We start from the raw sequence: 23,060 nt of genomic DNA, 5'->3' as shown, positions 1-23,060 counted from the left end.
GGAAGTGAATTTCCGATGGGTCAGGCTTCGACGAACGAGGAGATCCCCGCCGAAGCTTTGAGGCCGGCTACCTCGAAACGAGGCAGCCGGTTTGCACCCCTCAATACCCGGGCGGAGCGACAGATATCCCTTAGCGCACTACCACGCGCATTGTTCCGGCGCCAAGCGACATCTGGGCCTGATCCGTCAGGAAAAGATCGGATCTCGAGGCACCCAAGAAATCGGGAGACCCAATAGGTAAATGGAGGACCGGAAATCGGCCCTCCATCCAATCTTACGAGACCCACCTGTAGTCGGGACAAAGGTCGTCCCTTGGGCTACCAGCCAAACGCCTTGGCAAAGGCCTTGCCCACTTCGTGGGTCGCATGTTCAACGCCCGCGCCGACGGCATGGACGGTCTCCTCGGCCTTGCGGCCTGTCTCCTGGGGAAAGCCGTTCGGCCCACCGAGCGGCGTGTGCGTGGACACGTCCTTGATCTTGCCGCCGACCTCGACGCTGCCGTCGCTGCAGACGCTGACCCCTTCTTTGCTTTCGGCGTTGCCCATGATCTGCGTGCAATCCGCCGCGTGAGCGGACTGCATCACCGCAAGAAAGCCCAGCGTGTAGGCGGCAATTTTCAGTGCTGACTTCATCTTTCTCTCCTGTTGTTATGAGACGTTGTGGGGGTATTCGTTCTACCGACGCTCGATCGGTTGGACTTGGCTTCCCGGTCGCTTGTATTCCTTCACGACATCGTCGTGCGGAATACCGCGGCCGGCCTGACCGCCGCCATGGCCGGGCGTGACGGCCAAGGTGCCCGAACGGTCGGTCGTGACCGTCGTGGTCGAACCGTCGGTGTGATGGATATCGGTCCGGCGGTCGGGCTGATCGGCCCATGCCACTCCCGCAAGGGCCACAGCTGCCGTAGCAGACAGAACGAGACGTTTCATGGAGTAACTCCTTGGCCTGAGAGGGAATGGTGTGTCCCCGCCGCAATAGGCCGGGACACACCGGTCTTGCTAGAAGTGAAGTTGAACGCGCGCGCCGCCCTCGTAACCGCCGCCGGTGTTGCCAGCGACGTAACCGCCGAGGTTGGTGTTGCCGCTCCGCGATGTCCAGTTCATGCCCGCCTGGGCACCGGGATTGCCGCCGGGCGCCGTCGGCACGATGTACTGGCTGGTGCTGCCGCGTCCGGCCGTGGAGCCTACGGCGGGCTGCGGCTCGGTCACCGGCTTATCCTCGGCGAACGCGGCGGTCGTCAGCACGACCGCGGCGACGCTGGCCAGTAGAAAAGTCCTCATCACTTGCTCCTCGTCTGGACTACTCGCGATGGGAATATCCCGGCGCGGTGCCTCGACGGTTCAAGTCGCGAGAGCGAAATCCGTACCCGCTAATGAACTGATGAAAGTATGCAACCTCTGCGATTTCCGTGTAAAAAGCCCGCATACTCTTGTATCGGGGGCTGACCGGGGGGATGCATGCCTTTAGATCTTAACGCCCAAAAGGCGGTTCAAGCACTTCTGACCGCGGCAAAAGAGTGTTCGAAGGGGCTGGATTGGGAAGATCTACACACGGAGCTGTTCAAGCTAGCCAATGGCAGGCCCCTGATGCTCAACGAGACGAAAAAGGTCACGCCGGGCCAGCGCTTGGCTGGCGTCGCCTACACCGCGAACGGCAGGCCACGCGTTCGGCCATCTGAGAACCTGGCAATCGTCCTGCTGGAATATTGGGAAGCGAAATCGGCCAAATGGCGGGAAGACCGCGAACTCGCGGAACATCTCGACCCCGGCAACACAGCGGTAGAAAGTCTGGCTTTTCTGAAGGAGCCCCCGCGCGCGGCGCAAGCCAATCCCTCCGATACTGGACCTTCACCCGATGACGAGCACGTTTCAGGAGACCAAAAATGGAGCGACAACAAAAGATCGCGGCGTCACTCTTTCATTTCAGCGCTGGGGATCGATACCGATCTCAGTGACAAGGTCATCCAGAAATACAGCGGCAACTATCTGCACTTTGCATTAGACGAAGAACAAAATGTGGTTGTGGCCAGAAGCCGGCTATCGAAACAACGCGGCTCTGATTACGCGCCGATTTATCGATCGTGGCGTCAAGTCCCAGGCGGGGTTCGCCGGTCGCTTGGCGCCTATTTCTGCTCGGATGAGAACCTGTATATCATCGCAAGCCCACGCAGCTCCGTGGATTTGCGCATGTCCTTGTTCAATATTATTTTTGACGATGAACAGGTCCTTCTCAGGGGAGTCACGCTCTCAGTCGCGGAGGGCGCAATTCTTACGAGCCGATGTATGCTCGCAAAGGAAAGCGTCTTCGCCCATGACGTCAGGCAAACACTTTGCGCGGGCCCACAGACCGAGCAATATTTGAAAGCAGCGCCTCACAACGAGAAACAAAGACCGTCGTTTAAAATCTTGGCCGAATGTGCTCGATTTCTGTTCGGGGACGAAAAGCCAACAAAGGATATCGTCTTCGCGGTTTCTCGGCTTATCTAATCTAAGAAAAAATCCACGTCGGCTACTCAGGCGACCGTTCACGCCGTCGGCCGTGAAAGTAGCGATCGGTCGATTGCGCATCCGTCACATAGTAAGGTCTTCGGCCTGGCCGGGCTACCACACGGCCTGAGTGGGTCGTGGGACACTCCCATCCTGAAGAGTTGGTCGATGCCTTGGACCATATGAGCACATATCGCCCCCAACAGTAACGGTCTACGCGCACTGTCGGCCTCGAAGGAGTGGTCGCTTCGCCTGGCCGCGGACCTGCAGAAAGGTAAGCAGCGCAGCGCGCATCAAACCCATGAAGAATGCTTCCAGTTCGAAGCGGTCGTCTTCCGGTAGCGCCTCATGGACGGACGCGCGGATTCGATGTGCCGCTACCAGGTCGGCCACAATCTCGCCGCCCGGTTCAGCGCGCAAGGCCTGGAACGCCGCTTTCTGTGCCGCCCAGTTGGTCGGAAGCGTGTACTGCTTACGCAGATCCGTAACGTCACTGCGATCGAGTAGACGCAAGACCTGCGAATCCTTCCAGAGTTGCCTGAATTTCTGGAAAAGCTGGGTGCCGGTGCCGCCCAAGGCCGCCGCGATGTGCTCGACGACGACGGATAGTCCCTGCACATCGCTTTTCATACCCTCGATCGCGAATTCGTTGCCGCGCAGCGCATGCTCCTCGAATGATCGCAACCGCCAGAAGAACGCCTCTTGGCCTTCCTTTGCCAAGAAGTCGACAAAAGCGGTGATATCAGCATCCGAAACGCTCGTTGAACCGACCGTCGCCAGCGATGCCTTGAGCGTAACATGTACGCGCTCTTTCTCCTCCGCCGCCCAATCCGGCCATATGACATCTAAAGCCGGCTTGAACCATCCGCCGACCCGTCCGATACGGTCGCGCAACTCGGCGAAATTCACATTGCCGGCCAGCCGGGCCAGGATGACGGCTTTTGCCAGAACGGCTTGATAGCCGTCCGCAATCAGCGGGCGCCCCTCTCGCTTCCATTCGGACCAACGTTCCACAAGAAACCGGATTGCCGCAATGAGTTGGTCGAGATTTACGGTAAAGCGGCCAACCGCCGCCGCCGACAACGCGACTGTCTCTTGTTCGTACTGCGCGCTCTGCGTCGGGCTGAGCCGAAAGCGCCCGCCGCCTTGTCCCTTGATGATGTCCGACAGGACACGCGAACGCTCCTCGGCGAACCAAACGACCGCATCCAGGGCTGCTTGATGCTCTGCAAATCTCCGCGCCGCATGGAACGGCGCAAAATCATAGGAAGGGCCAGAACCGTGAGGAAGCCTGCCGGCGTCCAGCGCTTCCATGGTGCGCTGGAAGGTAGCTTCGTCGCCCAGATTAATTCTGATGTGCACCCCTGCGTCTGCTAACTCGGCAGCCAACAGCACTTGCCACGTAGAATAGTACGTCTCGACATTTATGGCGTCGAACATGTTTGTCTCGACATCATTGCTTACGTCGACGCGCATATCCAGCCAGGCTTCAAACGTCGTTTCTGACGGGTGTTGGATGAATTCGGAAAAGCGCGGTGTTGGATCGTCGAGCGGATTGTCGGACGCGCCATAAGCCAAGCTATTTCGCCAACGATAAAGCGCCTCATCCAGCTCGACAGCGGCGTCCCAGCGTGGCCCGTCCGGCTCGGTTGGATGGCGCAACTGGCGTGGGCCCCAATGTTCGTGCGCCATCAGCCAAAATCGGCGCGCTACCGGGTCAGGATAGCGGATGCGCATCCGCGGAGAGAGCAGCCCCTGCTGTTCAAGATATTCAAGCAACCCTGACCCGACTTTCCGGCCACGAAATGCGTGAAGGGAGTCCAGCTCGCGCGCGAACACGTCGGTGGCCATATAGCGTTGAAACTGCATGATCACCCATATCACGAGTCGCTGAGGTTCGCGGACGATGTACGCTTTCGAACGGGCTTGTCATCCGTCGCGCGGCGTGCCGCGCAACGTCCGTCCAAAGACCGAGCGCACGCTGTTGACCACCTCACGTTCTACCACGCGGCGCTGTGAAGGCCGAGGGACCGGTACTCGATCTCGTCGTCGACCGCAAACGGGGAATACTACGACACGCCGCTTTGGAAGCGCTCGCCGGAAGATTTCGTTCGGAAGAATTTCGACGGCGCTTTAAGATGATTAGTCCTCTTGGCTATCATCACGGCTGCGCGCTAATCAGTCATATTCCGTATTCGTCCCGCTGCATGAACTCGCTCCAGACGGTTGAAGCGCATTCTCCAAACTAAGTGCAAGCAGGCGGACACCACTTTGACGGGGTTTCCGCTCTTTGGCATCGCGGCGGCTGATCCGGTGCCACCAAAAACGTAATCCCTCAAAGAGTCAAACAGTGCCGTCGTAAACAGGTTAGATCTGAGTGCATCAATCGAGACTTCGCCGTTATGAGCGACTTCGAGCTGCTGAAAGCCATCGACGGAATTGCGACCGCGGTCTACGCGGCCGCCCTCTTCAAGCGAGCGCGCCCACGGGCCAAGGGTCTTCGATTTGCTGATTTTGGAGGGCAGGCCGGGCAGGCAATGATGCTTTCCGGTCCAAATTCCACCGCGCCTTCAGTAAAGTTATCGAGCTCGCCAGCAAGTAGAGCTGTGACTTGCTGGTCAAAAGCTTTGCGCGTGACTGCATACATGCCGCCGCGGGCTCCTTCGAAGCCGCAGTTCCAGGCGGCAAGAGCCTGTCCATAACGAAGCGCAGCGCGTAGGCCTTGTGCGCCGGACTGTCGCAGTCCCGCCTGACCTCGCCCGGCAACCTTCGCGATGAGGCCTGCCGTGCACCAATCGCCCGAACCGCAGGTATCTGCCAGACGTGGAGCAGCAATGGCGCTGAGATGAAGCCAGTTTGAAACGGATCGTCCGAGGCGGTGGCGATACTTGAGGCCTTGCTCACCCAGGGTCTGGACTTCAACCAACGTTGCCGTACCGTCCCTCATCACGCCCTGAACGCCAGCAAGCCGCTGGTCCGCATACTTGACAATATGGGCGATGCCGATTGCCTCGGCAAATAGTTTGTCGGTTGCTTTGCTCGATGGCTCGAAGACCACCACCGCGCCTCGCTCGGCCGCTTGCGCGGCGAGCATCAGCGTCGCCCGAGACAAGCGGTCCAAGAAAAACACCGACGCGTCGTTCAATGCCGGGGTTACTTTTTCGACGGCTTCGATCGTCACGGCCTTAAAGCCGGGAAGCCATTGCCCGCACTGCGGGCATGACCAGGAAAATCGATGTTTGGGCCTGCCGTCGCGCCCGCGTCGGATCTCCTGGATAATAATAGGCGTATGTGCCGTTGGACCGCAGTTGGCGTAGTCCAGTCGGACACCCCAGCGCGCCATGTCGTCGCGAACGCGGACCGAGGCCGGATCGCCATTCATTCGCGCTATGGGATAACTGTCCCAGCCTAAATAAGCCAGAGCAGAGAGGACATTGCCGCAGGTTCCGCCCGCCCATGAACGAACGGGCGCCTGCGGATCCAAGCCGATGACTAGATCGAGCGCGATCAGGCCAGCTCCAAAGGCTTTTGGTCGCTCCACAGCAGTCATTTTGCAGTCTTTCCCTCTATGAGTAGTGCCGGCCGGGGTTGAGGATACACGTCCCCTTCCAACCAAATATGAACAAGATTGGGTGCGGCGATCTCCGTGGGAACCGACGAGCCCAGATCGTAGCCGATCGGCTCCAAATGCGCGACCGGCAAATCGCGCTCAAGCGCCGCCATCAACGCTCCCAAGGCCATGACTTTACTTCCGAAGGGCGAGAGCACGAGGAGCGAGCCGCCCGTCTCCGCGAAAACGGGCTTTCGCAGGTCGTCCAGCCGAAGAATGGTTCTGTAGAGGTCGACGGGGTCACTCTCGTCGGCATAGACAATGTTGCGCGTGTCTACCAACCAGCCGCTCTCCAACTCCGTGAGGTATTCCTCGGCCAAAGCATCGCCCAGTCTAGGATTGGTGGCCGGGAAGGGGAGGATCGGGCAGGTATCGTGTGGCGCCACGAAGTCGTGCAACCGACCAAGCGCTCTTCGACGCCCAGCCGCAAGTTGCGGTAGCCAGAGTTTCGCTGCGGTCGCGAAGCTGTCGAGGGTCGACCCTCCCTTGAAACCGTGCACATACCCGGGTGAGTCGCTCGGGACCGACCGGATGTCTGCATCGAGCTTCGGATCGTGCGCGACAAAAACATGCAGGTTTGCTGGACCCTTCCGCCGCTCGATGCGCTCCAAGAAATAGCGGATTATCGGGAAGCTGGTGCCGACCGAAAGTGCGCTGATGTCGATCACGATGTCCGTGATCCCGTCGAATTGCTGGCGATTGAGGATGGCTACCACATTTCGGCCACCGGTCACTGCACCATCGGCGCCGAAAATATCCACGGGCACGACCTCCCGGTCCGCGATCGCCGCAAGAAGCGCATCCGTGTTTGCGCTTGCGCGGTCAATCAAGCCTTGCAGCGCATTCGGACGGTTCTCCTGGAAGAAGATGGCTCGGACCGACGCGCCTGCTGCAACCAGACGTGCAGCCACGGTTCTGGACCGGGGGTCGAACCCAGCGCCAGCCACGAACAATACGCGTCGATCCTTCAGGGCGAAGTAGTCCGCCACGAACGCATCCGCCTCCGGGCCGTGATGGGCGATACAGGGGTCCCAGCGACGGTCGCGTGCCATTTCAGCCCTCGCCCAGAAAGCGAAGGAGGTCTTCAGCACGCCGTTCGAGAAAGCCCCCTCGCTTTAAGGTCAGTCCTTGGTGGAGCAGAAACACGCCGCCCAATTCGATCAGGCACCACACCCGCTTTTTGGTGCCGTGGTTCGGCACAAGCACGAAAGCGTTGTAGGCCACCCCGAACTGCAGGACGCGGGCCAATTTTGGATTGGTCTCCGGAATCGCCTCGAATTCATCCTGCGGGATGCCAAACGCTGTGGCGCCGCCGCCCAGAGAGGCATTACCTTCAAGACTCTTGGCGAGGCACTCGGCTGCGATTCCGTCGGCCAGCCGACGGACCTGCTGGTGTTGGGGAAAGTCCCATTCTCGCACCATCTCACCGGCGCGCTCGCGCAAAAGCTTATGTTGAATACCACTCTTTAGGGTTGCTGCTTTGGCGCGGATGAGCTGGGTTTCCGATTGCGACACCAAACGGGCAGCGAGCTGCAGGAATTGCTCCGCATTCTCGGAGCTGGCGTCGCAAAGAGCGTCGATACCGAAATAATACGGCCGATCGTGACGGTGCATCAGGTGAATGCGCGCGCCATCGGCCACGTCGGCGTCGGCGGTGAGGGGCCGGTTTGGCTCGGCATCATCGCCGCCTTCCTCGAACAAGCCCCGTTGCGGGGTGCGTTTGGCGTAGCGCTCGAGCAGGATCGCGAGCATGGCAAGCCGCAAGTCCTCGCCATCTTCGTGAGCGCCGGCCAGATAGGTTTCGACCTCTTGTTCCAGCGCTCGCCGCCGCTCGGCGGAAACGCCGTAGCGGTGTTGCAAGACCTCGACTTGTTGGGCAAGCCTGTCGCGCTTGCCAGGCGGTATCGTTTCGGGCGCGGTCGCAAGCAAGTCGCCGAGGTTATTAAGGCGCCGTCGGTTGAACACCTCCATCTGACTCAGATATCGGCCAGCCATGTCCTTCGCCATCTTGCGGAACGCGCGACGCTGGCCCGCGCGATCATCGCTGCTCTGCATCCAGATGTCAGTGATCTCGCGCGTATGCTTCAGCCCGGGTTCCTCGGGCCCCGGGATCTTATCCAGCAACACATCGCCGGGCGTTAGCGCGTCCAAACGGGTCAGCACCCATCTGGCGACCTTCATTTCGCGCCGGGTGAGCCACCGGCGCAGCGCAGCGAGTTGCGTCGGATGCAGGCTATGGGCATCATCGAAAATGACCAGCGGCCTGAGCTGCAGTACCTGTTCGCCGTCGGTAATACGGAACGACTCGATCACATCGAACGGCCGATATACGGCCGCGGCTTCGCGATCGATGTCCTCGATGTCGGGAGGCATCAACGCCGCCGAGATTTTATAGATCGCCAGCTCAACCTCGCGCGCCCGCGTAAGCAGGGCGGGACCATGCGTTCCGCCAATCGCGGTGAGCGCGGCGTCAGCTTCAGCGCGCGGAATGATTTCCACGCGATCGAGCGGTATCCCAGCGGCTTGAAAGTTGCGGAGCCAAGTTAGTACGGTTCGCGCCTGCAACAGCGCGATCATGAGGCCCGTCTTGAGATCCTCAGGATAGGGAAATTCCCAAAACTCGCGGTACTCGGCTTCAAGCGGCAGGCGGCCGCCGATCACAGTTGGGCGTTCGTCTTCGATCGCTCCACAAGCCGTCAAGGTGTCAATCAATGCCTTATAGGTGTTCAGGCCGCGGTTGCGAAGCAGTGTCGTCAGCGTCGAGAACTGGAAGAGCCGCGCCAGAGTGGTCTTACCGCTGCCCGGCGTTCCGATGATCATCGCAAGCCTGTCGTACAGTCGCCCCTCTTTGGCAGGTTTCTGGAAGAAGGTCGCAAGCGGCTCCGGCGTCACGACGGCTAAGAAAGCCTCGTCGTCTCGGAGATATTCGGTCGCTCGTTTCTCGAAAGGGTTCGCCATGCCGTCCCTTTTAAGCGTGCCGCTGACGGCGGCGGAACAGGGGGCGCATCGCCGGCACGACTGCGTTCTCCTGTACACCACCGTCAGTCTCGGCCCACAACAGCGCGACCGAGTTGTTGGGCGTGTTGTGCTCAAGCACCAGCGGAAGCGCGCAGCCGCCATAGCCAAGACCCAGATGGGGCGCGCCACCAACTTCGGTATGCTTCGTCTGGATCTTTGGATCGTAGTAAGTCTGCGTCAGCTTGATGAACGCAGCATGCCGGCTATCGGTGTTGATTGGCAGATCCTGCGGCAGAATCGTGCCGAAGGAAGCGTGGACCTGTTTGGCCCATCCATCGCCGTTGAGTGCCGGCAGTGCTTCTTGATGGCGCTGGACGATAGCTTGGGCAGCGCCGGCCGAAGCGACGTAGTGGTGGATGCATAATTCCCAGCCCGGCGCGAGAATTCGATCGCCACCCAGCGCTGTCACCGCACTTTCGATCGACTCACGAAATTTAATGAGCTTTCCCTTCCACTTCTGCTTTTTCTGATCGTACCGGAGAAATGTGGTTCCGGTGCCGGTAAAGTCGTCAATCAGATAGACTAAACGAAAGCGCGCTTCGGGATCGCCGAGGTCGGCGCGCAGGTTTTCGAGCAAGTCCGCCCATTTGTCTCTGTCGACCTGTGTAGCCAGAACCAGCTGCTCATTGGTGATCAAGCCGACATTAGCGTGCCGCACAGTGTCGATCCGGGCACCATCGCTTAGGCCCATGAACAGGGTTTGCCGCCGAAGCCGTTCAGCCGCTGCGCGGGCGTCGGCGTCAGCGAGAACACGATAGGTCGGGATACCCCGCTCGGCTGCAACCGTGCGGATGATCCGGTCCCGAACGGTTCGAGGATAAAATTGCTCGACCAGGCGGTGCATTTCGCTGGTTCCAATATAGACAAGGGTGTAGCGGACAAATGCGTATGCGGTTTCGCGCTCGGCGGGCGTAAATTGCTGCAGCCAGGTTGCGAGGCTTTCGATAAAGCGCATGCCGGCCTGGAAGTCTCGGTAGCCGTCGTATTTCAGGCGTGCCATGAGCCGGAGCCATTGGAATTCCTGTCGCGCCCGTTCATCGGGCCAGTCCATGATCTGGCCCAGTATCTTGAGGCCAAGGTCCTGATTCACGCGAGGGCGTCCTTTGCAAAGCCGAGGATGCCGTCGTGCACTTGTAGAGACGAGAGATATTCGAACGTGGCCGCAGGCCCACGTTGTCCCGGCTGCGCCAGATTCCAGCAGGTGGCAGGATCGACACTAATCTCGTCGACGCCGAGTGCGTAAGGCCCACGCAAGAGCTCGTAATCATTACCAGGCCAGCGGCCCCGGTCACCAATGGCAAGCAACGGCGCTGTGCCGGCCAGATCACGAAGATGAGTCAGAACATTTAGCTTTGAAACTCCGGCCGCCACGATGTCGACCGAATGGCTCGATCTGGTGACGGAGACATCGGCCGTACCGGTCATCATGATGATCTGCCGTGCCAAGTCCCAAAGCCGGCTTTCGGGTATGACTCGAGTGACTTCCAGCGTAATTTGATAGCGCCGTTCGGTTTGCCGAGCGACCTGTGCGAGTTCGGGCTGATTGCGCAGCGCTGCGGCGAGCGATGCAAGCGCAGCGCACGTGCCTTCGGAGCCATCCGGTGCGTCTTCGTCGTCCAGCCGCGCGATCTCGGCGCCATTGTAATAACCAATCAGAATCTTCGGCCAAAGCGTCTTCGGAAGCCGAGCCTGAAGATCTCGGCGGACCGACGCGCCGCGGCCGGTCGCGATAGCAACCCAAGCCCCCGCTGTTGCGATGCGTTCTAGCTGCGCGCACATCGACTCGCTGGCTGGCATGAAGCGGTCGCGTGTATCGACAATAGTGCCATCGTAATCAAGAACGACGCCTGCAAAGGCCGCCGCACGAAGCCCATCGCGGAAAGTGTCGAGCGCGAGCCGCCAGCGATCGAGCTCGCCGGCGCCCGCCATACGCTTGGGAGCAACGCCGGCCTTGCGCGCTATAGCCGCAGCGTCCCGCGCCGTGAGGCCGGTAAGGCTTTCTGCTCGCCCTGCACGAGGCAACGGTAAATTGTACAGCTTTCGACCAAAATCAGGCACACCCGGCCGGCCCGGGTCGATACCGCGCGCGGCGCCGGCCCAACCGCTGACACGTAGGGCCGCAACCAGAGCTGAGAGCGCGGTGGCGCTGGCGTTTCCGGCAAAACTCAGCTGCGCCTGAGGAATCTCCGGCGGAATCAACGCCAGGGTCCGCTCGGCCAATGACCGGTCGTCATCGGTGACGAAAGCGAGAACCCCGCTCGTCTCGCCGCGCTTGGCCAGCCAGTGATGGCGGCCATGGGCGAAGTTGCGATAGTCCGCGAGTTGGAGATTGCCGAGCGCGGCTTCTGTGAACTTGGACTCCAGATCGATGGCGCCAATGCGGGTCGAGGAACCATGGAGGACAAGCGTCGTTGGCCGCGACCATAGCTGCGTGGTTGCGTCTTCCCAGGTGGCGGCTGCGTTCGAATCCTCTTGCACGAGCGGGCGGAGGCTCGCTGCGGCGTCAGTCCATTCGGTCTCGAAGCCGAACTCCGCTTCGTAGGCGCGGGCAAGGAGCGTGGTGAAGCCAAGCAGTGAATTCGTGGCGAGGAAGCCGTCCTTGCCTGCCGGGGGTGGGTAGATGAGCAGATCCACGAACGGATGAGCGCGGCAGAGCTGGGCGAGAGGGCTGTCTTCGCGCCCGCACAGGACGGCCAGCTGCCGCGGTTCGCGTCCGATCAGCGCCTTGGCGGCGGCGATGATATCGACGTTGCCACCACCGGCGCTGAGTAGCCAGGTGGTGACAGTCTGGTCTAGCGGTTCTTCGACGGCTTCCAGAGGTGTGGCCACAGCCGCGATCCGTACCGTAAAACGCTGGTGGAAGCTTGCCAGCGCGTGAGCAGCCGTGAGGGAGCCGCCGGAGCCGATGGCGCGCAAGGCAGACAGACCAGCTGTTCGGACTGCTTTCCGCAATGGGCTGACGTCAGCCGAGGCCGCCCACTCAAAGGTGTCAGCCAACTTTGCCATTTCACTCGCATAGGGGCGCGCCATGGTCTTCCGAAACTCCGATCGCCTTTTTCAAGCCGACTCGCGTGAACAAAATAGGAACATACCATGTGGCGAGTCGCTGACAGCCATAATCTAGCACTATTGTCCGAAAAATGTAGCCTTCTTCGGACAACGGAACTTTGACTTGTCCGAAAAATGCGTAATCCTTCGGACATGCCCGATTCAGCTAGCCCTGATCTCCGCTCCCGTTTGCTCCCGCGTATCCAGTCCGACGGCGACACCGTATGGACGCCAGCGGACTTCGCTGACCTCGGGGGACGTGCCGCCGTGGATAAAGTACTGCAACGACTCGTTGCCGCCGGAGAGCTGCGCCGGATTGATCGTGGACTCTATGATCGTCCTCGCCGAAATCAGCTAACAGGGCGTGATACCGTACCTGACTATCGCGCGGTGATCCGCGCTGTCACCCGCCGTGACCAGGCCCGCTTTGTTGTCGACGGCATGACCGCCGCCAACGATCTTGGTCTGACGACGGCCGTACCTGCTCGAATCGAAGTGCTGGTAGATACGCGGCTCAAGCCGATCAAACTTGGCGCCCAGGAAATTCACTTCAAGCCGGCGGCGCCGAGCCGCCTCTTCTGGGCTGGTCGTCCCGCCATGCGGGTCGTCCAGGCGCTCCATTGGATGCAAGACGTCTTGGCCACTCCAGAGGAGCATGAGCGCGTGGCGAACCACCTTCGCCGCCTTTTTGCCGACCCAGAACATGGACCTGCGCTCCGCGATGACCTGCGCCAAGGTTTCTCGGCGCTGCCGATTTGGATGCAGGACTTCCTGCGTGAGCTGATCTCACCGGCGCCGGAGGCGCAGGCATGAGTGCTGAAGCTTACCGGGAAGTGATTGCCGCGCCCGCGCGCGATCGTCTTGACCTCTTTCTAGCCGCGGCCAATCGGCTGGGCGCACCGATCGGCAATGTGGAGAAGGATTTTTGGGTCTGCTGGACCTTGAACACACTCTATCACCGACTCTCATCAGACGGTCCGCGCCTTCTGTTCAAGGGCGGTACGTCGCTCTCCAAAGCCTACGGGCTCATTCAACGGTTTCTGAGGACATCGACGTCACAGTCTTTCGGGACGATCTCGACCAAGCCGCCTCCGTCGAGGAGCTTCAGAGACTATCGGGAAATAAGCGAAGGGCGCGTCTCGACGCGATCCGCGATGCCTGCCACGCTTACGTCACCGGGGATCTTCGCAATGCCCTGGCGGCCGCACTTGCCGAGGATACCGCAGGGGCCGGCCGCATCGAGGTTGATGTCGAGGACCCCGATGGACAGACGCTTCTCGTGTGGTATCCCGAAGTCGAGCCACGCGACGCAGGCTACGTACGTCCAGCGGTGCGTATCGAGTCCGGTGCCAAGTCAGCGCTCGATCCGAACCGACCCGCGTTGGTCCGCCCTTATGTAGCCGACGAAACAGATGCGCTCGACCTCTCGGTGCCAGAGGTGACGACCATCGAATCCGGTAGAACTTTTTGGGACAAGGTCGTGATCGCGCACGGATTGCGACGGTGGTTTGAACGTCGTGGCGTTTTGCGCCAGGAAGGCCAGCGGATTTCGCGTCACTACTATGATCTGCATTGCCTACTCTCGTCGGATGCTGGTCAAGCGGCCCTCGCCGACGTCACGCTCGCGAAAGACTGCGTCAGCCATGCAAGGATGTTCTTTGACCGGCCGGACTTTGATCTGGCTACCGCCGAGCCGGGCACGTTCGCCATTACACCGTCGCCGGCGATGGTGGATGCGCTGCGCCGGGACTATGCGAACACACAGGCAATGATCTTCGGCCGCGCCCCGGACTTCGACGCCATCCTTGCCTCCCTAGCGACACTGGAAGCGACAGCCAATCGGGCCGAAGCCGAGACGGACCGCGAAGGGGGTAGCTGAATGGTGGAGGGCCAAAGAGGATATTTTGTTGTCTTGTCTCATGGCACCCGGGTGCCGGTCCAAGCGCAGTCGACAACCTATCTTCAAACGGATAACTGGGACGATTGGTTCAAATTCTCAACTCTTTACTCTTTGGTCATCTTCGATGCGGAAGGCGAGCGGCACGACATTGGTGGTGTCAAGATCGGTGAGTTCGGCATGGCTGAAAACCAACGCCGACCGGACATCCCAACTAGCTTTGATGAGCTTGACCAGAGGTTCTTCTCCCTCGGGCAAGATGACAGTTACTATGATGACCTGAACAATCTCGGCCCTGAGATGCGCGATAGAATTTTGCACGGTCTCCGGGATGTCGCACTTGACCCCGAGCTATTTGAACGCGCCCTCGATGAAAAAGTCACAGGCACATCGCTGCTGCGCTCAGTGTCGCCGGCAACCGTTCGCGGTCAATTCCATCGCATGGCCAGGGGCGGCGTCCGTCTGACGCGCTACGAATTCAGCTATACAGCACCACGACCGACCTCGCGACGCATCAACCCGCTGACCCTGGCGTTCGTTGTCGAGCCGGAGTCTCAGCCACCAACGAACATTCATGTTTTGATCGGTCGGAATGGTGTCGGCAAAACGACACTGCTCAACAATATGACCCGCGCAATCGTCGAGAAGAATGCGGAGGCGTCCGAGGTTGGCGCGTTTTCGATCGAGGTTGATGACTTGCTGGAGGAGCGGCTCTTCACCAATTTGGTGTCAGTGACTTTCAGTGCGTTCGATCCATTCGAGCCACTACCGGTTCGGCAGGATAAATCGGAAGGTGTGCAATACGCATATATTGGTCTCAAACGGGCAGGCCTCAGCAAAGACGGGAAGCCGCTTCCGCCAAAATCGCCGGAGCGCTTGTCGATCGAGTTCGGGACCAGCGTTTCAGTTTGCCGGCAAGGGGCTCGGGCTAGCAGATGGCGCCGCGCGCTCGAGATGTTGGAGGCTGACCCGATCTTCCGTGACGCCGAAGTCGCAGCCTTGGCCGATGACATTATCGACGACGATGAACTGAAAGTGCAAGCGCGTAAGCTGTTCGCAAAGCTGAGTTCTGGACACAAGATTGTTCTGCTGACGATTACCCGGCTCGTCGAAACTGTTGAAGAAAAGACCCTCGTCCTTCTCGACGAACCGGAAGCGCACCTTCATCCACCTCTTCTATCAGCTTTTGTGCGCGCACTGTCCGATCTTTTAATCAACCGAAACGGAGTGGCAGTCATCGCCACCCATTCTCCCGTCGTTCTCCAAGAGGTGCCGCGAAGTTGCGCCTGGAAGATTCGTCGTACCGGTGCGCGCTCGGTAGCAGAGCGACCCGACATCGAGACTTTCGGGCGAGAATGTAGGAATTCTAACGCGTGAAGTTTTTGGTCTCGAGGTTACAAACTCTGGCTTTCACAAGATGCTCAGAGACGCGGTTGCTCGCGAGGCCGATTTTGACGCCATAGTCGAAAGTTTCAATAATGAGCTCGGTGGTGAGGCGAGGGCCATTATTCGAGGGCTACTCGCCGCGCGCGGCGCTGATGGCGAAGACGATAATTAATGTGGACGCTTGATCGACCGGCACCGACGCCACGTGCATCCTTCACTGCTTGCATCAGCCGGGTGCGGAATCAAGCGCTTAAGGCGCGCTTGGAGGGTGTAACTCAGGCAGTCGTCGATGCATCGACTGCATTTGATGCAGCCGCGAAGCGGCACGCCTTGCATCAACTCGGGCAGGATCCACTCGTCGGTGGCACCGTCACCACGAAGGAGATGGAGAAGGTATATACCCAGCGCATGGCGAAGAGCGGCGCTCCGGGGCGCGCCATCTACGACGAGATTTTTAGTTCCTCACCCCAAGGGCGATGCCCATTATGTGCCCAGCGCCCCGTGGCAACGCTAGATCATCACCTTCCCAAGGCGCATTATCCAGCATTGGCTGTTACTCCTCTAAACCTCGTTCCATCCTGCTCCGATTGTAACAAGGCGAAGCTAAGCGCTGTCCCCCAAAAGGCCACTGAGGTCGGCCTGCATCCGTATTACGATGAAATTGATGACGAGGTCTGGCTTGCCGCACGCGTCGTGGAGACGGCACCAGCGGCACTGCGTTTTCATGTGGTCACGCCCGCCGGCCGGGATGGCGTTCTCGCGGCACGCGTGAAGAACCATTTCCAAACGCTTGGCCTCGGAAAACTCTATGCGTCGGAAGCGGCGGAAGAACTTGTCAATATTCGCCATCAGCTGGTTGAGATGCATCGCGACGGAGGGCTAGAAGTCGTGCGTAGCGAGCTGGAGACGCGCGCGGCGAGTTGCTCGCTGGCTCGACGTAACGGTTGGCGTGCCGCCACATATAAAGCCTGGGCAGCGAGTGACTGGTTTTGCGACGTGGGCTTCGCGCCTGTAGGATAACACGACGCGCCTATGGTTGTTGCTATATGATCAATTTCTCCCGTCGTTTCGCCGTATCGGCGAGAGTATTGGCCCCAATACTCTTATTCGCATTATGCCAATCGGCTTCCGCCCAAGTCAGAATTTCCCAGTTGGTCGGCCTATGACGCAAGGAAGCGCTGAGCCGCGCTGCTCTGGGTGTGACCGCCCTCGACCCATCGTGTCCAAACGATTGCAGCAGGCGCCCCCAATGATGCAAGCTGCCGCAGGACTCTATGGCGACGAGAACTGGCGGAAGCCGCTCGAAGTAGCGGATCATCTCGGCTCGCCGAAACTGGCGCCGAACGACCACTATCTCATTCTCATCAACACCGTGAAGCTGGAACACGGACTTCGAAGTATCCATGTCGATACGAACGGGACATTCATTAGACTTTCCTCTCATCTTCTGTGACGCCAAGAGCGCCATCAAACCGTGGGGATGAGAGGCCGTCCACACCAGCACATCGGTCAGCCTTCGGTACGAAGGTGGCGCGGCTGCCACGCAAAGTTTAACAGAGTCGTGGACGGACGCCGGCCCGCCTTGGCGCATGTGCGGCAACGAAGCCGGCTGGCGAGATCGTGCACGAAGGTGGTCGGCGGATGCTTCATCGCCGCGAGGTCGACGTCGCTCGGCGTTTTGCAGCGGGCGCACCGGATCTCCAGCCAGGGGAAGTCGCCATTCACGGCTTGGTCGATGGCGGGCGAGGGATCAATCGGCTCTCCTTGGTCATCAGCATCACGATCGCTCCTCCGCCAAGGGACGAATCCTTGCAGCCCTCGATTCGTTCCGGTTGCTAACACAGAGCAGCGATTCCAAATCGTCGGGGCGGGTGCTTGTCCACGTGTTCCGCCGCTCTGTGCAAGACCAGCCACGCAGCAATCTTGTCTTCCTTGTCCACCTCGCGCATGACGACTTTCAGCGCTAGGTCCGGTAAGGGCGCTGCAGCGCCTTTGCCTCATCCCAACGGGCGCGCCGGGACGAAATTTACGCGATTTTGCCGGCTGGGCGGCCTGGCAGTCAACGCGACCGGCCAAGATATAAAGAATGACGGCGTCTGAAAGGCTTATGAATTCACTTGGCAGCCGGACGTAATTCTGTTCTGGCCTCGTTTCGAGGGGCGCTGGCTGCGCGGCACGCCAGTTTCATGATTCCAAGCGGCTGGAACACCCGCCGGCGCTGCACATTCGATAACTGGCCGAAATCCAGTCCGCATGGTTTGCGGTACCTACAAGGTCATTGCAAATGCGTCGAACCGCTGTCGCATTGATTCTCGCCATTCTGTCGAGCGGGGCCTTGGCCGATGATTTTGTCGGACAGGCCAGCGTGATCGACGGCGACACGCTGGACATGCATGGCGTGCGCATCCGGCTTTGGGGCATTGATGCACCGGAAAGCAGCCAGCTGTGCCGCGGCGAAGACAGCTTGCAATATCGTTGCGGTGCGCAGGCCGCAAACGACCTTGACGCCTTCATTGCCCGCCGTCCTGTCAATTGTGTCCCGGTCAGCCTCGACCCGTATGGCCGCACGGTTGCGACCTGCTCGGTCGCTAGTGTGGATCTCGGGGAATGGCTTGTACGCAACGGTCTTGCGTTGGATTGGCCCCAATACTCGAAGGGCAGATATCGCGAAGCTCTGCGCGAGGCTGAGCGCACCGGCCAGGGTCTCTGGAACGGCAGTTACGTGGAGCCGTGGCTCTATCGTGCATGCATCCGCGCACGTGGAAAGCCGTCCGCCTGTTCGGATGATGCAAATGCCCATCCTTGATGCGATCCCGGCAAGGCGCCAATCCACAACGTGCATTGGCCAATCACCGAACTTGGGCCGGTGGCTCTGGCGCGGTTTGGGCGACTCACGCTACCCATCATTCCCAGTCACCTCACTGCACAATGGGAATGAAATGGTTGCTGCCACCCGTGAATTGCCGGCCTCTGGTTACGCGCTTGAAGTGGACGGCCGGCTCAAAGCCGAATTTACAACGAGAGACGGCGCCAGGGCAGGTGGCGAAGAGCTCAAGAAGCGTTTTCCCATGCTTCAGATCAGGATCTATGACGCGCAGACGCATGCGCGCGAGGAAATCTAGGTTCTCCGACTCAAGCTTTGGGGGAGTTCTTCCGCTCGCGCGCGTGCGGCTCCGCCGCATCGGGCTTTCGTGAACCGAGCCGCTTTGCGTCTCGGCGATCCGGCTTTAATCCCTCGCGCAAGGGGATGCGGAGCTCCTCGCCGGGGGCACTCGGAAAAGGGGCTCGCCTGCGGCGATCGCTATCACTGCCCCGTTCCCGGGTGCCGCTATTGAACCGGTCTCGTCACGGCACTCGGACCCGCGTGCCCCTTCGGGTCGCTATGCTCACGCTCTCCGGGTGCCATTGGGAGGCGATGCGCCCCTGGCGCACGCCTGGTCGGGCCTGCGGCCTAGAGACTCAATGCCAAAGGCGGGCCGCGTCGCAGATGTCGCATTCTCTCAGGTAGAGGCGAGAGTCAGAGTGTCGGCCGGGTTTTGCCGTGACGGGTTACAGGCTGCGAGAGAGGCTCGCGGCGCCCGTCGCGGAGATCCGCGATGTCCAGACACCATACTCGGGCGCGCACCGGTGAGGACCGGGCAAACCTTTATGACGAAATCACCAACAAGATCATCACCGAACTGGAGGCTGGCCGAGTGCCATGGGTGCAGCCTTGGGGTACCGCGGCGGCGAAGGCGCCTCTGGCCATGCCGAAAAGCGCAGCGTCCGGCCGTCAATACAGCGGCATAAACATTCTAATTCTCTGGGGTACCGCCACGGAACGTGGATCCAGCGGTCAGAGCTGGCTTACCTTCCGCCAGGCGCTGTCGCTCGGTGGTCACGTCCGCAAGGGCGAGCGCGGCACGACCGTCGTCTATGCCGACCGCTTTGTGCCGGTCGACGAAAAGCGCCGCGCACATGAGACCGGCGAAGAGGCACAAGCTGTTCCATTTTTGAAGCGCTTCACAGTTTTCAATCTCGATCAATGCGACGGGCTGGCTTCGGACATCGTAACCGCTGCGCCACCACCGCCACCCGGCATGATCGAGCCGACGGTCGATGCTCTGATCAAGGCGAGCGGCATCGACTTCCGGATCGGCGGCAACCGCGCCTTCTATGCGCCGACGGAAGATTATGTGCAGGTGCCCCCACCGCAAGCCTATTTCGAACCGATCAATTGGCATCGAACGGCCCTGCACGAATTGGCGCATAATGCCGCGATCCAGATTATGCCGCATGGCCTCTGTTGGAGGCTGGATATCCCGGTGTTGGCCATGCGGCTGTTCGGCATAATCAGAGCCCTTCAAGGAACGCGAGCAGTTTGTCGTCCGGCCGGAACCGACCCGGCGGCGCGGATGGTGCGGCGACGAGAGCGAGCGCCTTTTCCTTCATCCGCATATCGGCGTGGATGTAGATCTAGGTGGTCTCGACGTTCTCGTGACCAAGCCAGAGCGCGATCACCGCAGGATCGACGCCATGATGGAGCAGGTCCATCGCCGTGCTGTGGCGCAGCGTATGCGGTGTGACCCGCTTGGTGCCGATGCTCGGGCACGCGCGCGACGCCGTGAGGCAGTGCTTGCGGACCAGATGCTCAAGAGCGTCACGGCTCAGCCGTTCGCCCCGGATCGACGGGAACAGCGGCTTGCTCTGGTCTTTGTCGTTGCCGATCCACGTCGCCAGCAGCTTGGCTGTCTCGCGGCGAAGTGGGGTGGCGCGCTCCTTGCGGCCCTTGCCCATGCAACGGATGTGAGCGCCGGTTCCAAGCGCGACATCGCCCCGGGTAAGGCCGACCAGTTCGGAAGCTCGCAGGCCTGTCTGGATTGCGAGCAACAGCAGAGCATGATCGCGCCGGCCCGCCCATGTGGTGCGATCCGGAGCCGCCAGCAACGCCGCCATCTCGTCGGCATCGAGGAACGTAACTGCACGCTTCACATAGCGCTTGTTGGGCATGGCCAGGATACGCTGGCAGTGTAGTAGCCAGGTCGGATCGGTCATCGCGACGAAGCGGAAGAACGATCGGATCGCCGCGAGCCGGGTGTTGCGGCTGCGGGCGCTATTGCCCCGCGTGGTCTCGGTATGGGCGAGGAAGTCCGCGACCAGATCGGCGTCGATATCTTCGACCGTCAGGTTGGGCGGCTTGTTGCGGCGAGTGCTCGCGTACCTGAGCAGTAGCCGGAACGTATCGCGATAGCCAGCGACCGTATGTCGGCTCGCCTCCAGTTGCGTGCAAAGCCGCTCGGTGAAGAAGCGCTGGATCAGCGCAGGTAAGGCGATGGTGCTCATTGTGCCATCTCCCCGCCGCTCGCGGTGGCGCGGCCCATCGCTAGATCGAGCAGCTCCGGGACCGCCTCCAGATACCAATATGTTCCAGAAGGGTTGCTATGACCCAAATAGGTCGTCAGCCGGATCATCTCGCGCGCCGGGTCCTTGCCAGTCCGGTACCAGTTGATCATCGTACGCACGGCGAAGGTGTGGCGCAGGTCGTGGATGCGCGGTCCCCGGCCGTGACGCTGGTACTGCTGCTCGGATCGCAATCCGATCTGCTGGCATGCTTGCGCAAAGTTGTAGCGGGCCCCACAGTCGGTGAGCCGAGTCGCCTTGTCAGTTATGAACATCGGCTTCGCCGGATGACCGATCAACCGGTCGCGTTTGACGCGATAGTCTAGCAGTCGCTCGACGGCGCTGGGGTCGAGCGGCAGCAGTCGCTCCTTACCGTTCTTACCTTGTCGGACGCGTAACGCACCACTATCGGCATCGAGGTCGTCTCCATCGAGCGCGAGCGCCTCGCTGACGCGCAGGCCCGTGATCGCGATGAGTGCGAACAGCGTCGAGCAGGTCAGCCCGCGCAATCCGCAAATCGACGGAAGTGCCATTGCGGCCGCGATGATCGAAGCGACTTCCGCGTCGCTGTAGATATACGGTCGGGAGCGCATCACGGTATTCGGCAACAATCCCCGGGGCGGGGCTTCATGCGCCAGCTCGAAGCTACTTAGCCACTGCGCGAAGAGGCGCACGACGGTAAGCCGCGCCGCTCGCGTCCTGCCGTTGGCCTCGTCGAGCGTAGCATGCCAGCGCAGGAACAGCGCCGTGTCGATATGCGTCGCACGCTCGCGGTCGGCAAACCGCGTGAAGCGGCGGAGGATGCGCTCGCTGGTGCTCAGGTCGTAGCCGAGGCTGCGCCGCACGGCCAGATAGCGATCGAGTTGGGAGGTGAGGCTCATTGCGCGCCTCCCACTACGGGCCAGGGCATTGCTATCGATCGCAGCCCATCTATGTCGAGACGGGCATATATCATGGTCGATGTGCGTGAGCGATGCCGCAGCACGTCGCCCACCTCGTCGAGCGATGCACCCGAGTTCACCAACTGGACCGCAAGGCTATGACGCAGCAGGTGCGATCCCACATAGGGCGTCACCGGTTTCTGGCCGGTCGCCTTCAGGGCATCCTTTAGGACGGCGTTGACGATTTGGCCGTCATTGAACGGACGATGTGGCGCGCGATGGGTAACGAACATCATGCGGCAGGACGTGGGGCCGCGCTCCTCGCGCAGATAGCGGCTCAGCGCATCGCCAACCTCCGAGCTGATCGGCACGCGATCGTGGAGTTTGCCCTTGCCACGAACCAAGAGTTCGCCCGCGCGCCAGTCGACGTCGTCCAACCGGATCGCGATGACCTCGGCAGCACGCAAGCCAAGCCGGGCCATGATGAGCAGCATCGCATAGTCCCGAGCCCCGTGCCGCGGGTTGTGGCGCACGCAGGCGAGCACCGCCTCAACGCCCTCGGGCACCAGATGGCGCGGCAGTCGTGCTCCCCAGCGTTTCGCCGTTCTAGGCAGACTCAGAGCTAGATTGGTCGCTGTCGCGCCACTGCCGAACAGATATTGCAGGAAGATACGAACATGCGTCGCTACCGTCTTGTCGCGCCGCGCACTTGCCATTACGTGCTCAAGGAAGCTGATCACGTCGGCGGGCCGCAACCGCCCCGGATCAACCATCGCATCGCCAAAGCGATGATCGAGGAACCGGTTGGCGAACCGCAGCGTGTGATAGATCGTCCGCGGACTAAGGCCGCGATGCTTGACCAAATAGGTCTCGAAGTCCGCCAGTAGGGCCGCACGCGCTTGCTGCGCCTCGCTCAACGGCACTGGATGCGTCACGCCGATATCGAGAAGATGCTGCGCGAACCGGCGGACCAACCTATACGGCCATATCGTGCCGGTTTTCTTACGCGGCACCTTGCGTCCCAGATGCTCGGCCATATCGAGCGTCAACGCTGAAGGACCGATGCCCTGGACATCCATCGCGTGACCCACCTTTCGTAGGATCGATAGGTAGGTCTTGACCGTGCCGGCGCTGTAATTCTCCGCCGCAAAACTCGCTGCGAACGAGCCAAGATGCGGCTCGATGCAGGTCTGCAAATATTGAGACATGATCTTCGTGCTCCTTGTTGTTGGAGCGACGAAGATTATGCCGAATGGGATTGGCGGGATCATGCCGCCAACCGGGCCCAGCCGAGCAGATGCGGCATAATCTGGATCGCGGCATTATGCGCCTTATGCCGATATCGGCATAACGTG

19 protein-coding genes and 3 pseudogenes are annotated in these 23,060 nt (G+C 60.6%); 8 read left to right on the top strand and 14 right to left on the bottom strand.

The annotated features are described in order from the left end of the window. Positions 1 to 317 precede the first annotated feature (317 nt). The 3 genes from AC0L20_RS30790 to AC0L20_RS30780 form a co-directional block, all read right to left on the bottom strand. A complete protein-coding gene (locus AC0L20_RS30790; RefSeq protein WP_473294343.1) occupies positions 318 to 632 on the bottom strand; it encodes a hypothetical protein in 315 nt (104 codons plus the stop codon). A 42-nt stretch (positions 633 to 674) separates the two neighbouring features. Beyond that, positions 675 to 929 carry a hypothetical protein gene (locus AC0L20_RS30785; protein WP_473294342.1) on the bottom strand — a complete coding sequence of 85 codons (255 nt, stop codon included), beginning with the start codon at positions 927 to 929 and terminating at the stop codon, positions 675 to 677. A gap of 69 nt (positions 930 to 998) precedes the next feature. After that, the gene (locus AC0L20_RS30780) at positions 999 to 1,280 is read right to left on the bottom strand and encodes a hypothetical protein (RefSeq protein ID WP_473294341.1); all 282 of its coding nucleotides are present in this window, start codon (positions 1,278 to 1,280) and stop codon (positions 999 to 1,001) included. Between the two features lie 177 nt (positions 1,281 to 1,457). Here AC0L20_RS30780 and AC0L20_RS30775 point away from each other — a divergent pair, with 177 nt between their 5' ends. Continuing rightward, on the top strand, positions 1,458 to 2,486 hold the full coding sequence (locus tag AC0L20_RS30775; RefSeq protein ID WP_473294340.1) for a hypothetical protein: 1,029 nt from the start codon (positions 1,458 to 1,460) through the stop codon (positions 2,484 to 2,486). 213 nt (positions 2,487 to 2,699) lie between these two features. Here AC0L20_RS30775 and AC0L20_RS30770 read toward each other — a convergent pair whose 3' ends face one another. The 6 genes from AC0L20_RS30770 to AC0L20_RS30745 form a co-directional block, all read right to left on the bottom strand. Continuing rightward, a complete protein-coding gene (locus AC0L20_RS30770; protein ID WP_473294339.1) occupies positions 2,700 to 4,355 on the bottom strand; it encodes a hypothetical protein in 1,656 nt (551 codons plus the stop codon). A gap of 583 nt (positions 4,356 to 4,938) precedes the next feature. After that, positions 4,939 to 6,036, bottom strand: coding sequence for a PfkB family carbohydrate kinase (locus AC0L20_RS30765; RefSeq protein ID WP_473294338.1), 1,098 nt, complete (start codon positions 6,034 to 6,036; stop codon positions 4,939 to 4,941). Then, positions 6,033 to 7,148 carry a hypothetical protein gene (locus AC0L20_RS30760; protein WP_473294337.1) on the bottom strand — a complete coding sequence of 372 codons (1,116 nt, stop codon included), beginning with the start codon at positions 7,146 to 7,148 and terminating at the stop codon, positions 6,033 to 6,035. The genes AC0L20_RS30765 and AC0L20_RS30760 overlap by 4 nt, the downstream gene beginning before the upstream one ends. Before the next feature lies 1 nt (position 7,149). After that, positions 7,150 to 9,054 carry an ORC-CDC6 family AAA ATPase gene (locus AC0L20_RS30755; RefSeq protein ID WP_473294336.1) on the bottom strand — a complete coding sequence of 635 codons (1,905 nt, stop codon included), beginning with the start codon at positions 9,052 to 9,054 and terminating at the stop codon, positions 7,150 to 7,152. A 10-nt stretch (positions 9,055 to 9,064) separates the two neighbouring features. After that, positions 9,065 to 10,204 (bottom strand): phosphoribosyltransferase-like protein, encoded by a 1,140-nt coding sequence (locus AC0L20_RS30750; protein ID WP_473294335.1) that lies wholly within the window; start codon positions 10,202 to 10,204, stop codon positions 9,065 to 9,067. Next, positions 10,201 to 12,144: a sucrose-6-phosphate hydrolase gene (locus tag AC0L20_RS30745; protein ID WP_473294334.1), complete on the bottom strand. Its 1,944-nt coding sequence runs from the start codon at positions 12,142 to 12,144 to the stop codon at positions 10,201 to 10,203. Before AC0L20_RS30745 ends, AC0L20_RS30750 begins: the two co-directional genes overlap by 4 nt. A gap of 171 nt (positions 12,145 to 12,315) precedes the next feature. Between AC0L20_RS30745 and AC0L20_RS30740 the strand changes: the two genes are divergently transcribed. The 4 genes and pseudogenes from AC0L20_RS30740 to AC0L20_RS30725 all read left to right on the top strand — a co-directional run bounded on the left by AC0L20_RS30740 (position 12,316) and on the right by AC0L20_RS30725 (position 16,465). Next, positions 12,316 to 12,975 carry a DUF6088 family protein gene (locus tag AC0L20_RS30740; protein WP_473294333.1) on the top strand — a complete coding sequence of 220 codons (660 nt, stop codon included), beginning with the start codon at positions 12,316 to 12,318 and terminating at the stop codon, positions 12,973 to 12,975. Beyond that, positions 12,972 to 14,041, top strand: a pseudogene (locus AC0L20_RS30735) (nucleotidyl transferase AbiEii/AbiGii toxin family protein). The gene AC0L20_RS30740 and the pseudogene AC0L20_RS30735 overlap by 4 nt, the downstream one beginning before the upstream one ends. After that, entirely contained in the window at positions 14,042 to 15,436 is a 1,395-nt protein-coding gene (locus AC0L20_RS30730) for an AAA family ATPase (protein WP_473294332.1), read from the top strand. 180 nt (positions 15,437 to 15,616) lie between these two features. Next, positions 15,617 to 16,465, top strand: coding sequence for an HNH endonuclease (locus AC0L20_RS30725; protein WP_317246507.1), 849 nt, complete (start codon positions 15,617 to 15,619; stop codon positions 16,463 to 16,465). 163 nt (positions 16,466 to 16,628) lie between these two features. Here AC0L20_RS30725 and AC0L20_RS30720 read toward each other — a convergent pair. Further along, positions 16,629 to 16,889: pseudogene (locus AC0L20_RS30720) on the bottom strand (hypothetical protein); the annotation flags it as partial. Between the two features lie 65 nt (positions 16,890 to 16,954). After that, positions 16,955 to 17,209: pseudogene (locus AC0L20_RS30715) on the bottom strand (hypothetical protein); the annotation flags it as partial. A 520-nt stretch (positions 17,210 to 17,729) separates the two neighbouring features. Here AC0L20_RS30715 and AC0L20_RS30710 point away from each other — a divergent pair. The 3 genes from AC0L20_RS30710 to AC0L20_RS30700 all read left to right on the top strand — a co-directional run bounded on the left by AC0L20_RS30710 (position 17,730) and on the right by AC0L20_RS30700 (position 20,010). Beyond that, the gene (locus tag AC0L20_RS30710; RefSeq protein WP_317245288.1) at positions 17,730 to 18,251 is read left to right on the top strand and encodes a thermonuclease family protein; all 522 of its coding nucleotides are present in this window, start codon (positions 17,730 to 17,732) and stop codon (positions 18,249 to 18,251) included. A gap of 133 nt (positions 18,252 to 18,384) precedes the next feature. Then, positions 18,385 to 18,567 carry a hypothetical protein gene (locus AC0L20_RS30705; protein ID WP_007605933.1) on the top strand — a complete coding sequence of 61 codons (183 nt, stop codon included), beginning with the start codon at positions 18,385 to 18,387 and terminating at the stop codon, positions 18,565 to 18,567. Between the two features lie 474 nt (positions 18,568 to 19,041). Further along, a complete protein-coding gene (locus AC0L20_RS30700; RefSeq protein WP_473294331.1) occupies positions 19,042 to 20,010 on the top strand; it encodes an ArdC family protein in 969 nt (322 codons plus the stop codon). Here AC0L20_RS30700 and AC0L20_RS30695 read toward each other — a convergent pair. The 3 genes from AC0L20_RS30695 to AC0L20_RS30685 are packed head-to-tail and all read right to left on the bottom strand — an operon-like array spanning position 19,901 to position 22,913. Next, positions 19,901 to 20,767 carry a tyrosine-type recombinase/integrase gene (locus tag AC0L20_RS30695; protein WP_473294330.1) on the bottom strand — a complete coding sequence of 289 codons (867 nt, stop codon included), beginning with the start codon at positions 20,765 to 20,767 and terminating at the stop codon, positions 19,901 to 19,903. The two genes, AC0L20_RS30700 and AC0L20_RS30695, sit on opposite strands and share 110 nt — an antisense overlap. Then, positions 20,764 to 21,705, bottom strand: a complete 942-nt coding sequence (locus AC0L20_RS30690) for a tyrosine-type recombinase/integrase (protein WP_473294329.1) — start codon at positions 21,703 to 21,705, stop codon at positions 20,764 to 20,766. The genes AC0L20_RS30695 and AC0L20_RS30690 overlap by 4 nt, the downstream gene beginning before the upstream one ends. After that, entirely contained in the window at positions 21,702 to 22,913 is a 1,212-nt protein-coding gene (locus tag AC0L20_RS30685) for a tyrosine-type recombinase/integrase (RefSeq protein ID WP_354101608.1), read from the bottom strand. The genes AC0L20_RS30690 and AC0L20_RS30685 overlap by 4 nt, the downstream gene beginning before the upstream one ends. Between the last annotated feature and the right edge of the window lie 147 nt (positions 22,914 to 23,060).

This window comes from Bradyrhizobium sp. Kon58, assembly GCF_055807455.1.
The sequence above is the reverse complement of the archived record's forward strand: the minus strand, read 5'-3'. Positions and strand labels throughout refer to the sequence as shown.